11 protein-coding genes and 2 pseudogenes are annotated in these 14,787 nt (G+C 65.0%); 6 read left to right on the forward strand and 7 right to left on the reverse strand.

What is annotated here, in order from left to right:
* Window positions 1–520: 520 nt before the first annotated feature.
* The 3 genes and pseudogenes from FLG15_RS18350 to FLG15_RS18360 all read right to left on the reverse strand — a co-directional run bounded on the left by FLG15_RS18350 (window position 521) and on the right by FLG15_RS18360 (window position 4,339).
* Entirely contained in the window at window positions 521–1,282 is a 762-nt protein-coding gene (locus FLG15_RS18350) for an ABC transporter permease (protein WP_011348694.1), read from the reverse strand.
* Window positions 1,279–2,223, reverse strand: coding sequence for an ABC transporter ATP-binding protein (locus FLG15_RS18355; protein WP_150146987.1), 945 nt, complete (start codon window positions 2,221–2,223; stop codon window positions 1,279–1,281). Before FLG15_RS18355 ends, FLG15_RS18350 begins: the two co-directional genes overlap by 4 nt.
* Before the next feature lie 439 nt (window positions 2,224–2,662).
* Window positions 2,663–4,339, reverse strand: a pseudogene (locus FLG15_RS18360) (Na+/H+ antiporter).
* Between the two features lie 648 nt (window positions 4,340–4,987).
* Here FLG15_RS18360 and FLG15_RS18370 point away from each other — a divergent pair.
* Entirely contained in the window at window positions 4,988–5,545 is a 558-nt protein-coding gene (locus FLG15_RS18370; RefSeq protein ID WP_017157435.1) for a fasciclin domain-containing protein, read from the forward strand.
* Between the two features lie 516 nt (window positions 5,546–6,061).
* Here the strand turns inward: FLG15_RS18370 and FLG15_RS18375 are convergent.
* From FLG15_RS18375 to FLG15_RS18390, 4 genes are all read right to left on the reverse strand, one after another.
* Window positions 6,062–7,498, reverse strand: coding sequence for a UdgX family uracil-DNA binding protein (locus FLG15_RS18375; protein WP_150146990.1), 1,437 nt, complete (start codon window positions 7,496–7,498; stop codon window positions 6,062–6,064).
* A 497-nt stretch (window positions 7,499–7,995) separates the two neighbouring features.
* The gene (locus FLG15_RS18380; RefSeq protein ID WP_057679976.1) at window positions 7,996–9,240 is read right to left on the reverse strand and encodes a putative DNA modification/repair radical SAM protein; all 1,245 of its coding nucleotides are present in this window, start codon (window positions 9,238–9,240) and stop codon (window positions 7,996–7,998) included.
* A 206-nt stretch (window positions 9,241–9,446) separates the two neighbouring features.
* On the reverse strand, window positions 9,447–10,265 hold the full coding sequence (locus tag FLG15_RS18385) for a dioxygenase family protein (RefSeq protein ID WP_150146993.1): 819 nt from the start codon (window positions 10,263–10,265) through the stop codon (window positions 9,447–9,449).
* Between the two features lie 29 nt (window positions 10,266–10,294).
* Window positions 10,295–10,705 (reverse strand): DoxX family protein, encoded by a 411-nt coding sequence (locus FLG15_RS18390; protein WP_057679977.1) that lies wholly within the window; start codon window positions 10,703–10,705, stop codon window positions 10,295–10,297.
* A gap of 106 nt (window positions 10,706–10,811) precedes the next feature.
* Between FLG15_RS18390 and FLG15_RS18395 the strand changes: the two genes are divergently transcribed.
* The 5 genes and pseudogenes from FLG15_RS18395 (at window position 10,812) to FLG15_RS18415 (ending at window position 14,709) form a co-directional block, all read left to right on the forward strand.
* Window positions 10,812–11,708 carry a LysR family transcriptional regulator gene (locus FLG15_RS18395; RefSeq protein WP_150146995.1) on the forward strand — a complete coding sequence of 299 codons (897 nt, stop codon included), beginning with the start codon at window positions 10,812–10,814 and terminating at the stop codon, window positions 11,706–11,708.
* A 230-nt stretch (window positions 11,709–11,938) separates the two neighbouring features.
* Window positions 11,939–12,508 carry a flavodoxin family protein gene (locus FLG15_RS18400; RefSeq protein WP_057679979.1) on the forward strand — a complete coding sequence of 190 codons (570 nt, stop codon included), beginning with the start codon at window positions 11,939–11,941 and terminating at the stop codon, window positions 12,506–12,508.
* A gap of 138 nt (window positions 12,509–12,646) precedes the next feature.
* On the forward strand, window positions 12,647–13,642 hold the full coding sequence (locus tag FLG15_RS18405) for an aldo/keto reductase (protein WP_005926742.1): 996 nt from the start codon (window positions 12,647–12,649) through the stop codon (window positions 13,640–13,642).
* 6 nt (window positions 13,643–13,648) lie between these two features.
* Window positions 13,649–13,887: pseudogene (locus FLG15_RS18410) on the forward strand (hypothetical protein); the annotation flags it as partial.
* A 126-nt stretch (window positions 13,888–14,013) separates the two neighbouring features.
* The gene (locus FLG15_RS18415; protein ID WP_057679980.1) at window positions 14,014–14,709 is read left to right on the forward strand and encodes a glycosyltransferase; all 696 of its coding nucleotides are present in this window, start codon (window positions 14,014–14,016) and stop codon (window positions 14,707–14,709) included.
* The last annotated feature ends 78 nt before the right edge of the window (window positions 14,710–14,787 follow it).

The raw sequence follows: 14,787 nt of genomic DNA on the forward strand, positions 1-14,787 counted from the left end.
GACCAGACGACTTTACGCTGTCCCATGGCAGAGCTGCTGAGCGACGAGCTTGCTGCAGGGGCCTTGCCCGCCCACCATTGCCGGACACGCTGCAGGTATGTCGTTGTGAGCTCTGGCGCGGCATCCGTGCCACTCAAGGTCCCGCAACGGTGAGCGGGCAAGGCCTGTCACGTTGCTCGTTGCGCAGAGCTTCAATAAAACAGCCAGCCAACTGTCTGGCGCGGTGTCCTCGCCGATTGCGGGACCGTTGGCGGCATGGATGCCGCCATCGAGCCCCCATGGACGGGTTAACGGCGTGTCCCGCAAGCGGTGAGGGCACCGCGCACTCGACGCTGCGCCTTTGCTTCAGCCCACCATCGCAGGACACGCTGCAAGTACGGCCTTGTAAGCTCTGGCGCGGCATCCATGCCGCTCACGATCCCGCGACGGTGAGCGGGCAAGGACCAGTCACGTTGGTCGGTGCGCATGGCTTTCGATCAGACAGCCAGCAAGCAGTGAGGACACCGCACACGCTCCCCACTCACGCCTTGAGCCGATAACCGCTGCGGAAGATCGCCGCCACCACGCCCAGGCACACCAGCAGGAACAGGAACGTCATGCCGGTGCTCACCGCGATGTGCACGTCGGCCTTGCCGTAGAAACTCCAGCGGAAGCCGCTGATCAGGTACACCACCGGGTTGAACAGCGTGACCTTCTGCCACAACGGCGGCAGCATGTTGATCGAATAGAAACTGCCGCCCAGGAAGGTCAGCGGCGTCACCACCATCAGCGGAATCACCTGCAGTTTTTCGAAGCCATCGGCCCAGATGCCGATGATGAAACCGAACAAGCTGAAGGTCAGCGCGGTGAGCACCAGAAAGCCCAGCATCCACACCGGGTGGGCGATCTCGTACGGCACGAACAGCCGCGCGGTGAGCAGGATCAATAGCCCCAGCATCACCGACTTGGTCGCCGCCGCGCCCACGTAGCCGATCACGATTTCCCACCACGCCACCGGCGCGGACAGCACCTCGTAGATGGTGCCGGCCCAGCGCGGCATGTAGATGCCGAACGAGGCGTTGGAAATGCTTTCGTTGAGCAGCGACAACATCACCAGGCCGGGAATGATGAAGGCGCCGTAGCTGATGCCGTCGATATCGCCCATGCGCGAACCGATCGCCGCGCCGAACACCACGAAGTACAGCGAGGTCGACAACACCGGCGAGGCGATCGACTGGGTCAGCGTGCGGAAGGCGCGCGCCATCTCGAAACGGTAGATCGCCGCAATCGCATGCAGGTTCATGCGCGCACCTCCTGCTGACGTGCGCCATGCACCAGGTTGACGAAGATTTCTTCCAGCGAACTCTCGCTGGAATGCAGGTCCTTGAAGTCGATGCCGTGCTCGTTGAGCCGGCGCAGCAGCGCACCGATGCCGGTCTGCTCGGCCTGGGTGTCGAAGGTGTAGATCAGGCTGTTGCCATCGGCCGACAGTTCCAGCGGCAGGTCCGCCAGCGTGGCAGGCAATGCCTGCAACGGCGATTGCAGGCTCAGTGTCAGCTGCTTCTTGCCGAGCTTGCGCATCAGGGTATGCTTGTCTTCCACCAGCACCAGCTCGCCGCGATTGATGACACCGACGCGGTCGGCCATGTCTTCGGCCTCTTCGATGTAATGGGTGGTCAGGATGATGGTGGTGCCCTGCTCGCGCAGGCGACGCACCATCTGCCACATGTCGTGGCGCAGCTCCACGTCCACACCGGCCGTGGGCTCGTCCAGGAACAGGATGCGCGGCTCGTGGGCGAGCGCCTTGGCGATCAGCACACGCCGCTTCATGCCGCCGGAGAGCGTGGAAATCTTGTTGTTGCGCTTCTCCCACAGCGACAGCTCGCGCAGGATGGTTTCCAGGTACTGCGGATTGGCCGGCTTGCCGAACAGGCCGCGGCTGAAACGCACCGTGGCCCACACCGTTTCGAACGCATCGGTGGCCAGCTCCTGCGGCACCAGGCCGATGCTGGCGCGCGCGGCACGGTAGTCGCGCACGATGTCGTGGCCATCGGCCAGCACGGTGCCGGTGCTGGGGTTGATCAAGCCGCAGATGATGCTGATCAAGGTGGTCTTGCCGGCGCCGTTGGGGCCGAGCAGCGCGAAGATCTCCCCGCGCTGGATCTGCAGATCCACCTGCTTGAGTGCCTGGAAACCGCCGGCGTAGGTCTTGCTCAATCCCTGGATGGAAACGATGGGCGTCATGGGCTGTGCACGGCAACGATGAGCGCCACAGGGTAGGCCGCGTGCCGTGACGATGGGAGGGGGTCTGGTGGGATGGTGTCTCCCGACCCATTGGTTTGCCTGCTGCCTGCTGCTAACGGACAAGACCCGCAGCTTGCGCATAGCGTCCGCTCAAGGGCCGCGCTGCTTGCATCCTAGCGGCGCGGTGTCATCGCAGCGCACCTTGGCGCAACGGGGCCACCCATAGAACACCTCTCGCGCCTGGATCAGCCGCTACCGCAGCCGTGGTCATAGCCCCGGCCGCTAAGAGTTCCGATTCCCGAGCCGGCCGCCCCTGGACGCGTATCGAGACAGCCCGGTCGCGCCCAGGCGCGCTCCTACGACAGCCGCTGTCATCGCCCAGGCTTTTGCTTCTACGATTCCCGATTCCCGAATCCCGAATCCCCGCGCCTAAGCGCGCTCAAGCGCGCTTGCGCGACTCGATCAGATCCAGATTGCGCACCAGCCGTCGCGACAGGTCGTCGGAAATCTCGCGCCGTCGCGCCAGCTTGAACAGCTCATTGCGCTCGGCCACCAGGGCTGCATGGCGAAACTGGCGCAGCGCCTTTTCGTAGGCCACCGCCTCTTCCGGATCGGTCTCGGCCATGTCCACCGCGCCGAGCTTGCGCTGATAGCGCTGGCTCACCTGGTTGGCCGCCGCGTTGTAGCGCTCGGCATACTTGCTGTCTTCCACCAGCCGCTGGCGCAGCTTTTCCACTGCATCCAGCGCCGCCTGCGAAGCGGCTTTGACGGCCAGGTCTTCCTTGAGCTGCTCGTCTTCTTCTTCGGGCAGCTCCAGCCCGCGCAACAGTCACGGCAAGGCCACGCTGGCCACCAGCAACGACACCAGGATGACCGAGGCCGCCAGGAAGATCGCCAACTGGCGGGCCGGAAAGGGCGAGCCGTCTTCGAGCATCAACGGCAGCGTGAGCACGCCGGCCAGGGTGATCGCACCGCGCACGCCGGCCAGCGACACCGCCACCACGATGCGCCACGGCGGGCTGACATGCGCTTCGCCACGCCGCTGCGCCTTGAAGATGTTCCAGCGCAACGACAGGAACACCCACACAAAACGTAAGGCCATCAGGCTGAGACTGATGGTGGCCACATACACCGCCAGCCACCACGGATTGAGGTGCCCGGCCTCCTGCACGCTGCGCACCGCACCGTCCAGGATGCCCGGCAACTGCTCGCCCAGCAGCACGAAGATGATGCCGTTGAAGGTGAACTGCACCGTGTCCCACACCGCCGAACGCTGCAGGCGCATATTGCCCGGCGCATTGCCGGCCATTTCCACGTAGCTCATGGTGATGCCGGCAGCCACTGCGGCCAGGATGCCGGAGGCGTGGAATGCTTCGGCCAGCAGATACGCGGCAAATGGGGTGAGCAGGTTGACCAGGATCGCCGAACCGGGCTCCTCGCCGAAATGCCGCCAGATCCATGCCTGGATGCGGCTCAACCCGAAGGTCGTCGCCACGCCCAGGGCCAGGCCGGCCAGCGCCACCCACAGGAAGGTCAGCGAAGCGGCCGCCACCGAGAAGGTGCCGGTCAGCACCGCCGCCACCGCGAACTGGAAACACACCAGGCCCGAGGCGTCGTTGAGCAGCGACTCGCCTTCCAGGATGTGCATCAGGCGCTTGGGGATCGGCACCTTGGAAGCGATCGAGGACACCGCCACCGGGTCGGTCGGCGAAATGATCGCCGCCAGCGCGAATGCCACCGCCAGCGGCATCGCCGGTATCAGCCAATGAATGAAGAAGCCGGCACCAATCACGGTGAAGATGACCAGCCCCAGCGCCAGTTCCAGAATGGCCGCCTTGTCGCGGAACAGGCCTTGTTTGGGAATGCGCCAGCCATCCAGAAACAGCAGTGGCGGCAGGAACAACAGGAAGAACAGCTCCGGTTCCAGCTCGTGCCCCGCATCGAACACGCCGGAGACCACCGCGCCCAGCGCGATCTGCACCAACGGCAACGGCAGCGAAAACGGCAGGATGCGGATCAGGTAACCGCTGGCCGCGACCGCCAGCAACATGGCGAGGACGACATCGATCGAATGCATGAAGAACCCGGAATGAAAGAACGGCCGCACGTGCGGCATCGCATATTGCGACGCACAACAACGTACCTACCGGACCATACCGTGTTGCACCCGGTGATGAAAACCACTGCATTGCCTCGCACCTTGGCAAGTGAGGCGATGCGATACGACTGTTGCGGTTCGGTTCAATTGCCCGGCGTCCGATACGCTGGCGAATGGAGACAGGCGCAGTGACGCGCTTCAGGCGCGCGTCCTGCGGCAAACCGATAGCGCATCGGCGCAATGAGAGCTGCTACGGCCCGATCGATGACGAAACGCTGCGACAACGCACAGGTGGCTCCGCAACCACGCCCAGCGTTTTGGACACAGGCTGTCTGCGTCGGCCGGAGGGTGCATGGTCACCGGATCCGATCGAGCCGAGGGCATGGATGGGCGTTGCGCATCGCCCTGCTGTTCGCTTGAACGCCACGCGCCATCGCTGTGTCCACGGGTGATGCACCAGCGCATGCCGGATGCCGGATGCCACGACCGGTGTCGTATGCGTCGTTCGTGGCCAGTCGTGCACCCGTCACCTATGACGCCACCCTCACCACGCCAAACGCGGTGATGAATGTCAAAACAGCGTGATGCATCCGGTCGTTTCGCAGGCGCGTATTGACGCTACGGTTGCCATCCAGGCGATCGCTAACCCAAAAGGATCGATGCCTCATGAAGACTTCATTCCAGTCGCTTGCCGTTGCCACCGCCATTGCCCTGAGCAGCGCCTTGGCCCCCGCCTATGCGGCGTCCAATCCGACCGTTGGCGGCGCGCCGATGCTGGCGACCAAGGACATTGTCGACAACGCGGTCAACTCCAAGGACCACACCACGCTGGTCGCTGCCGTCAAAGCCGCCGGCCTGGTCGACACGCTGAAGGGCCCGGGCCCGTTCACCGTGTTCGCACCGACCAACGCGGCCTTCTCGGCACTGCCGGCCGGCACCGTCGATACCTTGCTGAAGCCCGAATCCAAGGCGACGCTGACCAAGGTGCTGACCTATCACGTGGTGCCGGGCAAGGTGGATGCCGCCTCGCTGATCGCCAAGATCAAGGCCGGCGGCGGCAGCGCCACGCTGACCACCGTGCAAGGCGAGCCGCTGACCGCAAAGCTCAACGGCAAAAAGGTCACCATCACCGACGTCAAGGGCAATACCGCCAACGTCACCATCGCCGACGTCATGCAGAGCAATGGCGTGATCCACGTGGTGGACAAGGTGCTGATGCCGTAATGGCCTGCAGTCGCGCCGTGACGCGTCGTTGCTGACGCACACATGCTGCCATCGGCGGAATGCGGTCGTTCTGCCGATGGCGCAGCGCTTTCATGCAACGTCATGGCCTCAGACGCGCTGTCTTGAAGAAGTTTCCGTCGATGAGGCGACCGTTTAGCAAGCGCAGACTTGCGCGACATCGACACACAAGATGCCTCGGCTAGTGCGGTATCGGGCAAGCAGAGGCACCGCATGACGGCTGCCCTGTGGATTCTGTTTGTCGCTAGTGGATCAGCAACTCCAAGCCACCGATCGACGGTGGAGGGCAGTGGATCTGCGAACCTCCTACCGACGGCAGGGCTTGGTTCAACATGCTGTGCGGCGCGCGCGCCAGCTTCCAGCGACCGCCATCGAACCGCGAAGCGGCGGTGATGGAGCGACCGGCGTGCCGGTGGCTCCGCTTGGTGTCCTGATTCTCCGACACCGTACGCGTGCCCTTGCACGCGTATTTTTTTGCCCCTGCGGCACGCGCGTTCTCTAGCGCGAGTGATCGCTGGACGGCGGCGGTGGATCCAGCAACCGACGGAGATCTTCGACAAATCCGCGATACCCTTCTTCGCGCGCATCCGTCGATGGCTGGCGCAATACCCAGGACGGATGCACCGTGGCCAACACCGGCGTGCCGTCGTCCAGGCGCTGCCACTGCCCGCGCTCGCGCATCAATCGGAAGCGACTTCCCAACACCGCTTGCGCCGCAGTCGCGCCCAGGCAGACGATCTGCGCCGGACGCAATTGCGCCCGTTCGGCCTGCAGCCATCCGCTGCAGGCCTGCACATGGGTGCGCTCGGGATTGCGATGCAGACGCCGTTTGCCGCGTTGCTCGAAACGGAAATGCTTGACCGCATTGGTGACGTAGAACTTTTCGCGGTCCACACCCAGCTCGCCCAACGCCATGTTGAACAGGCGCCCGGCGGGCCCGACAAACGGACGACCGCTCAAGTCCTCTTCATCGCCAGGCTGCTCGCCGATGACCATCACCGACGCATCGTCGGGTCCTTCGCCGAACACCGTTTGCGTTGCCGGCTGCCACAGTTCGCAACGCCGGCAATCGCGTGCAGCAGTGCGTAACTGCGCCAGGCTCTGGGTTGCCACTTCCGGCACTGGCGCAGGCGCCGCCGGCACCCGTCGCCGTACCGGCTCGGGCGCGCGCTCGGCCATCTCGCGCACGCGCACGCCGGCGTCGCGGATCAGCTCCGGCAACAGCGTGGCTTCGGGCAGGTTCTTCCAGTACTTCTGCGGCATTTCCTGCCGCATCATGGTCGGGTTGAGCCGCGCCGGATTGAAGATATGCGCGTAATACGTGCGCCAGAACGTCTCCTGGGCATCGTCGGCGGGCACCTGGGTGCGCACCGCACCGTCGCCAAAGGTCAAGGCCTGCCCATCCCAACGCACGCTGCGGTACGGGGTCAGGATGGCCCAGCGCATGCCGGCAAACCGGCGCGCAAAAAACGGCGCTACGCGATCCACGATCCAGTGCTCGGGCTCGAACCAGGACACGAAGTCTTCTTCTTCCCCGGGCAGACGGCGAAAGCGCACGAAGGCCTTCATCTTGTGCGTATCGCGCTGCACCGCTTTTTGCCATTGCCGTAGCCGGTGCACATCCACATCGGTGGCGCGTTCCAGCAAGGCTTTTTCGCCGGAGGCAACGCGCCACAGCAGGCGATACAACACGGCATGCCGTTGCGAGTCGCGGTGACACAGCACCGAGGCCGCCAGCTGCATGAACTCTGCAGAGACCCGTGGCGGCGGCACCACGGCCGGCAACGCCAACAGGCCCTGCCCCATCAACAACCCGCCCTGCGCCCCGCCATTCCAGGCCACATCGTCCGGCTCCACCTGCGCGCACCAGCCTGCCCGCGCCAATGCACGCCATGCCTCAAAACTCCACGCAGGTTCCACCTCGGCGCTGAACATCGCTCCACCACACTCCCACAAAGACGAACACCACCACCGTCACTACCGTCTTACGACTGCTATCGATCCTACTGGAGGTATTACTGCTGCTGTTTCGATGGGTGCTTTTACCGCCCCGCCCTGCTTGCGGCAGCTGCAGCTGCAGCTGGCAAAATTTGCCACTGTTGCTGTTGCTCCTGCTTCACCCTGTCGCCTCAAAGCGAGCCGAACACCGCAGTCATGCACGGCCGAAGAGGCACCTTGTCTGAGCGAAGCGAGTTTGGGCGCCGTGCCGCGCGTGGCGAAGAGCGCAGGGAACCGGTGCGACTGTATCGCACCGGATCGCGTCGGCGACGACGGTGTTGGTGACTTTTGCCAAGACAAGGTCACTCGCGCCGAAGGTGCGAAAGCCTTGCACTTGTTGTGCCCTGCGCTTGTTGTGCCCTGTGCTCAGCACCCACTCCCTTCAACCGCAGCAAGCATCACGCGCAACATCGCACGCTCATCCTGCCCACACCTCAGTCAAACAGACTCGCCTGCCGTGGTGCGGGCGCCAATTGCGCACGCAACCTGACCGGATCGTCCAGGCGCTGACGCGGATGATGATCCAGCACACTCACAAACGGCAGCAACTTCTTCATTGGCACCCGCAAACGGGCCAGATCCCCAACCCGCAAGCGCGCATGCCGCCGCGACAACAACAGACGCTCCACGTTACGCGTGCCCAGGCCCGGGACGCGCAGCAGCATTTCGCGCGGTGCCGCATTCAGATCCACCGGAAACCGCTCCGGGTTGCGCAATGCCCAGGCCAGCTTGGGGTCCACGTCCAGATCGAGCATGCCGCTGGATTGCGCCGGCGCAATTTCGTCCACGCTGAACTCGTAGAAACGCAGCAACCAGTCGGCCTGGTACAGCCGGTGCTCGCGCTGCAGGGGCGGTGCCTGCAACGGCAGCTTGGACGAGGCATCCGGGATCGGGCTAAAGGCCGAGTAGTACACCCGGCGCATGCGGTAATTGCCGTAGAGGTTGTGGCTGGTGTCCAGAATGCTGCGGTCGTTGGCATTGTCGGCGCCAACGATCATCTGCGTGCTCTGCCCGGCCGGTGCGAAGCGCGGCGGCTTGGCACGGCGCACCGTTTCCGCCTTGCGTTCGAGCTGGTTTTCTTCGATGCGCCAGCGCAGCTCGCCCATCGCCGAGCGGATGCCGCCCACGCTTTTTTCCGGCGCCAGCAGCGTCAGGCCCTGCTCGGTGGGCAACTCCACATTGATGCTCAAGCGATCGGCATAGCGTCCGGCCGCTGCCAGCAACTCCGGGGCCGCATCCGGGATGGTCTTGAGATGGATATAGCCGGCGAAATGGTGCACCTCGCGCAACTGCCGCGCCACTTCCACCAGTTGCTCCATGGTGTAGTCGGAATTGCGGATGATGCCGCTGGACAGGAACAGGCCTTCGATGTAGTTGCGCTTGTAGAAGTCCAGCGTGAGCGTGACCACTTCTTCCGGCGTGAAGCGCGCACGGCGCACGTTGCTGGACACGCGATTGACGCAGTACGCGCAGTCGAAGATGCAAAAATTGGTCAGCAGGATCTTCAACAGCGACACGCATCTGCCATCGGGGGTGTACGAATGGCAGATGCCCATGCCCTCGGTGCTGCCAATGCCGCCGGTGCCCAGCGAGTTGCGCTTGTTGGCGCCACTGGAAGCACAGGAGGCATCGTATTTGGCGGCGTCGGCGAGGACGGCGAGCTTGTCGAGGATTTTCACGCGGGCAGCATGCAGCGTTGGCGTCTCAGCCTATGAGACTGGCCTGCACCCGATCGTGAATGCTTCAGAGCGCTGCGGATTGGCGTGCTCCGGCCGCTCGCAACCGCAGATGCCCCGCCCCTGCCGACCATGCGACTGCACTCTCCCCACTCGGCATCGCAGCACGTGGTCCACACCTGCCGATGCGCCCACGTCCGCATTCGACGCTATACCGCAACCGGCTCCGCCACCGCTGCAGGGCCGTCGAAGCGATACAGGTCCATGGCCAGGAAACCCGCATCGATGCCGGCGTCGATGCGCTGCGCACCGAGCCGGTCATCACCGGCCGCACCCATCGCCACGTACAGCGGCAGCCGGTGCTCGTCGCTGGGATGCGCGCGTGCGGCATGCGGCGCCTGGCGGCGGTAGTCCAGCAGCGCGGGGATGTCGTCGTCCAGCAGCTTGCGTTCGGTCCATTCGATGAAGGGCCGCACGTACGGCGCTTGCCGCTCGGTGCTGTAGCCGTGGCGGAAGTCATGCAGGTTGTGGGTGATGCTGCCCGAGCCGATCACCAACACACCGTCATCGCGCAATGGCGCCAACGCACGGCCCACCGCGAACTGGTGCGCCGGCCCCAGCTCGGGCTGGATCGACAGCGACACCACCGGGATGTCGGCGTCCGGATACAGCAGGCGCAGCGGCACCCAGACGCCGTGATCGAAGCCGCGCTGCGGATCCAGGTGCGGATGCAGGCCGGCCTGCTCCAGCCGGCGCACGATCTGCTGCGCCAATGCCGGCTCGCCGGGCGCCGGATAGTCCAGCGCATACAACGGCGCCGGGAAGCCGCCGAAGTCGTGAATGGTCGGCGGCCGCAACGCACCGCTGACCAGCGGGCGACGGCCCAGCCAGTGCGCGCTCGCCACCACGATGGCACGCGGCCGCGGCAGCGCGTGCCGCAGGTCGGCCAGGCGCTCGCCGACCTGCCCCGGCTGCAGCGCAGTCATCGGCGAGCCATGCGAGATATACAGGGAGGGCAGGCGGGTCATGGACAGCTCCTTGATCGATGAAAACCGCATCAGCGCGACGGCTTCAACGCAAACGCGCCGTCGCCGAGCAATGCTTGGACAACCAGCAACACCGTCCATAACGCCGGGTATTCCCAGCCGCCGCCCGGGTTGGAGAAACCGAACCCATTGGCACCATGCACGGCGACAATCGTGCCCAGCAGCAGCGGCACGCCCAGCAAGGCGAGCCAGCGCGCATAGGTGCCTAGCACCAAGCACACGCCAAGGCCGAGTTCCAGCGTCATGCTGACGTACGCCAGCGCGGCGGGCAGGCCGAGCGTCTGGAAATACGCCACGGTGCCGGCGGGCGTGAAGACCATCAGCTTGGTCACACCATGCACCAGGAACAGCCCGCCCAGGCTGATGCGCAGCAAGGCAGTGCCATAGGCGGCAGTACGTGGAGATGGGAAGGCGCTGGTCATGGGAAGGATTCGGTAGAGGACCGCCACAGGCTATCCTTCCAAAGATTCTGATAAATCCTTTTATTTCAGATAAATTATTTCTTTTGATGTAACAATCGGAATTGTCATGGATACCCTCGATGCGATGCGCGTGTTCGCAGCCGTGGCCGAGCGCAGCGGCTTCAGTGCTGCCGCCGATGCGATGGACCGCTCCACTGCCAGCGTTACCCGCCAGGTCGCCGCGCTTGAACAGCGGCTCGGCACCCGCCTGCTCAACCGCACCACCCGCCGGGTCAGCCTGACCAGTGCCGGTAGCGCCTACTACCAACGCTGCCTGCAGCTGCTGGCCGATCTGGACGACCTGGAAGCCACTATTGGCGCGCAATCGCTGGAGCCGGCCGGCGTGCTGCGAGTGAACGCGCCGGTGAGCCACGGGATCGAGCGCCTGGGCGCCTTGCTGCCGGGCTTTCGCGCACGCTACCCGCAGGTGGAACTGGACCTGTCGCTGTCCGATCGTCTGGTCGACATGGTCGAAGAAGGCTTCGACGTCGCCATCCGCATCACCCGCCAGCCGGCACCGATGCTGATCGCCCGGAAGCTGGGCACGGTCCGCCTCCTGGCATGCGCATCGCCGGCCTATCTGGCGCGTGCGGGTACGCCGCAACATCCCTCCGATCTGGCCGGCCACGAATGCCTGCTCTATCACTACTCGCCTAGCGGCGATGAAGTGCGCTTTCAGGGCCCGGAAGGCGATATCGACGTGCGCCTGCATGGCGGCCTGCGCGCCAACAACGGGCATGTGCTGAACGCTGCCGCGCTGGCCGGGCAAGGCATCGTGATGCAGCCGGATTTCCTGGCCGAGCCGCATCTGTCCGCCGGGCGTCTGCTGCGCATTCTTCCGGACTACGCACTGGGTGAAGTCGGCATCTTTTCGGTCTATACCAGCCGCAGCCACCTGGCACCGAAGGTGCGCAGCTTCATCGATTACCTGATCGAATGCATGGCCGAGCCCGAACAGGGTTGAGCCAGCAGCGACACCAAGAGACCTGTCGCCGATCCGGCGCGTGTGCCCTTGCGGCCGGGGATCGGGGAATTGGGGAACTGGACGCGCAAGCACGCGCAAAATTTCGGCAGGCGCATCACGGTTGACCCGCTGCGGCAACCGGCCGCGGCAACAGTTCGTCCCGTGCGTGGTCATTCTGCTGTCGCGACCGGTGTGCGCACAATCCGGCTCCCCATTCAACAGGAGTGCCCATGACCAAGATCGCCATTGTGTATTTCAGCGGCTACGGCCACACCGTCAAGCAGGCCGAAGCCGTGCATGCGGGCGCAGCCAGTGTCGGCGAAGCCACGCTGTACCGTATCGACCAGGACGGCAACCTGCCCGACGACGCCTGGGACGCCATCAGTGCCGCCGACGCCATCATCTACGGCAGCCCCACTTACATGGGCGGCCCGGCCTGGCAGTTCAAGAAATTTGCCGATGCCAGCTCCAAGCCGTGGTTTGCGCAGGCCTGGAAGGACAAGGTCGCTGCCGGCTTCACCAATTCGGCATCGGCGAACGGCGACAAGGTCACCACCATCCAGTATTTGTGGACCCTGTCGCAGCAGCATGGCCAGATCTGGGTGGGCACCGGGCTGCCGCCAGCCAACACCAAGGCGCATGGGCCGCATGACGTGAACTGGACGGGTGGCTGGGGCGGTGCGCTGGCGATCTCGCCATCGGACGCGTCGCCGGACGAAGCGCCGCGGAGCGGCGACCTGGAAACGGCCAAGCTGTTCGGCAAGCGCGTGGCCGAAGTGGCCGCCAAGCTCAAGGGCTGATTGCACCGCACACCAGCCCGTGCAGATCGCAGCATGCCTGCCGATCTGCGCGGGCTGCGCGTTAGCGCGTGGGCCACATCGCGCTAACGCCTTTCACGCCATTGTTCCCCGACCTTTTGCTGCACGGAGTCCCCCACCATGCAAACCCGCACGCTTGGCCGTTCCGGCCCCACCGTTTCGGCCCTGGGCCTAGGCTGCATGGGGATGAGCGCATTCTATGGCGACCGCAGCGACGAGGCCGCCTCGATCGCGGTGATCCACCGCGCGCTCGATCGTGGCATCAGCCTGCTCGACACCGCCGACATGTACGGCCCGCACACCAATGAAGTGCTGGTCGGCAAGGCGATTGCCTCGCGCCGGCATGAAGTGTTTCTGGCCACCAAATTCGGTATCAAGCTCGACCCCAACGACCCGTCGGTGCGCGGCATCGATGGCAGCCCGGCGTACGTGCAGTCCGCGTGCGAAGCCAGCCTGCGTCGGCTGGGCGTGGAGCATATCGACCTCTACTACCAACACCGCGTCGACCCCAACGTGCCCATCGAAGACACCGTGGGCGCGATGGCGCGTCTGGTCGAACAGGGCAAGGTGCGCTTTCTCGGTTTATCGGAAGCGGCCGCAGCCACCATTCGGCGTGCGCATGCGGTGCACCCCATCACGGCGGTGCAGACCGAATATTCGCTGTGGTCGCGCGAGCCGGAAGACAACGGCGTGTTCGCCGCGGTGCGCGAACTCGGCATCGGGTTCGTACCGTACTCGCCGCTGGGGCGCGGTTTTTTGACCGGTGCGTTTTCGTCGCCGGACGATTTCGACGCCGACGATTACCGCCGCCATTCGCCGCGTTTCCAGGGCGAAAACTTCACCCGCAACCTGCAGCTGGTGGAGCAGGTCAAGGCCATCGCTGCCGACAAGGGCATCACGCCCGGGCAACTGGCGCTGGCCTGGGTGCTGGCGCAGGGCCAGGACCTGGTTCCGATCCCGGGCACCAAGCGGTTGGCCTATCTGGAAGAAAACATCGCTGCGCTGGATGTGGCCCTGATGCCGGACGAACTGGCCCGCATCGATGCCATCTTCCCGCCGCAAGCGGCGGCAGGCACGCGCTACCCGGAAGCGATGATGGGCGCGGTCAACCGCTGAGCCGTGCTGCCCGGCCCCGGGCGGCCACCTCGCAACGGGCGCTGCCAGGGGGGTGCGGACGGCGCACTGGCAACCGGCGTGTGCGACTGCGGCACCTGCCGATTCCACGCAAGGCCGCGCCCGCATGGCGGTGAGCGCAATCGCCTTGCTGTGCGCTGCTGGTCTGCGCGATGCATTGCCCGCGCTGCGGCACTGCGGTGGAGCTTGTTGCGTGCCACTGCCGCCATCCCACGGTCACACCGCGATCAATACACGCGTGTATTGATCGCAGCGCTCGTTCGATCGCACGGACCGGATGCCGGCCGCCCCTGCTCACACGCTCGCTCCGCTGCCTCTTGCACACTGGCGGCAGCCCACACACATCGTGCCCCATGCTGTCCTTCGTGATTCCCGCCCATGACGAGGCTGCCCTGATCGGTGACACGCTGCAGTGCCTGCATGCCTGCGCGCAGGGCATGCAGCTGGACTATGAAGTGATCGTGGTGGCCGATGCCTGCGAGGACGCCACGGCCGCCATCGCGCGCAGCCATGGCGCGCAGGTGCTGGAGGTGCAGTTGCGCCATATCGCCGCCACGCGCAATGCCGGCGCTCAGGCCGCACAAGGCGAGCGCCTGCTGTTTCTGGATGCCGACACACGCATCAACCCGCAAGTCGTTGGCGCAGCAATGGCTGCGCTCGATGCCGGCGCGGTAGGCGGCGGTGCGCAGGTGCATCTGCAGGGCAAGCGGGTGTGGTCCGAGCGCGTGGCGCAAGCATTTTTTGGCTGGTTTTTCCGGGTTTCCGGCATTGCGCCCGGATGCTTTCTGTTTTGCACGCGGGTGGCCTTTGTCAGCGCAGGGGGCTTCGACACCCGTTACTACGCTGGCGAAGATGTGGCACTGAGTCGCGCCCTGGCGCGCTGCGGACGCTTTGTGATCTTGCGCCAGACCGTGCACACCTCCGACCGCAAGCTGCGCAGCTTTTCCAAGCGCGAGCACCTGGGTCTGCTGTTGCGGTTTCTGCTGCGCGGGCGGCGCATGCTGCAGACCCGCGACGCACTCGGCTTCTGGTATCAACGCCGGCGCTGAACCGAGCGTGTCCGCATCACCACGATCCGCGGCGGAGCCTACGAGAGAACCGGCACCCTGCACTGCAGGCCACTACAC

This window comes from Xanthomonas phaseoli pv. dieffenbachiae (assembly GCF_008639345.1).
Lineage (GTDB): Bacteria > Pseudomonadota > Gammaproteobacteria > Xanthomonadales > Xanthomonadaceae > Xanthomonas > Xanthomonas phaseoli.

Excerpts from the sequence above, each read along its gene's own strand:
- FLG15_RS18395 (WP_150146995.1), top strand. The coding sequence starts at position 10,812 with ATGGATACCCTCGATGCGATGCGCGTGTTCGCAGCCGTGGCCGAGCGC.
- FLG15_RS18370 (WP_017157435.1), top strand. The coding sequence starts at position 4,988 with ATGAAGACTTCATTCCAGTCGCTTGCCGTTGCCACCGCCATTGCCCTG.
- FLG15_RS18375 (WP_150146990.1), bottom strand. The coding sequence starts at position 7,498 with ATGTTCAGCGCCGAGGTGGAACCTGCGTGGAGTTTTGAGGCATGGCGT.
- FLG15_RS18415 (WP_057679980.1), top strand. The coding sequence starts at position 14,014 with ATGCTGTCCTTCGTGATTCCCGCCCATGACGAGGCTGCCCTGATCGGT.
- FLG15_RS18385 (WP_150146993.1), bottom strand. The coding sequence starts at position 10,265 with ATGACCCGCCTGCCCTCCCTGTATATCTCGCATGGCTCGCCGATGACT.
- FLG15_RS18350 (WP_011348694.1), bottom strand. The coding sequence starts at position 1,282 with ATGAACCTGCATGCGATTGCGGCGATCTACCGTTTCGAGATGGCGCGC.
- FLG15_RS18390 (WP_057679977.1), bottom strand. The coding sequence starts at position 10,705 with ATGACCAGCGCCTTCCCATCTCCACGTACTGCCGCCTATGGCACTGCC.
- FLG15_RS18355 (WP_150146987.1), bottom strand. The coding sequence starts at position 2,223 with ATGACGCCCATCGTTTCCATCCAGGGATTGAGCAAGACCTACGCCGGC.
- FLG15_RS18400 (WP_057679979.1), top strand. The coding sequence starts at position 11,939 with ATGACCAAGATCGCCATTGTGTATTTCAGCGGCTACGGCCACACCGTC.
- FLG15_RS18405 (WP_005926742.1), top strand. The coding sequence starts at position 12,647 with ATGCAAACCCGCACGCTTGGCCGTTCCGGCCCCACCGTTTCGGCCCTG.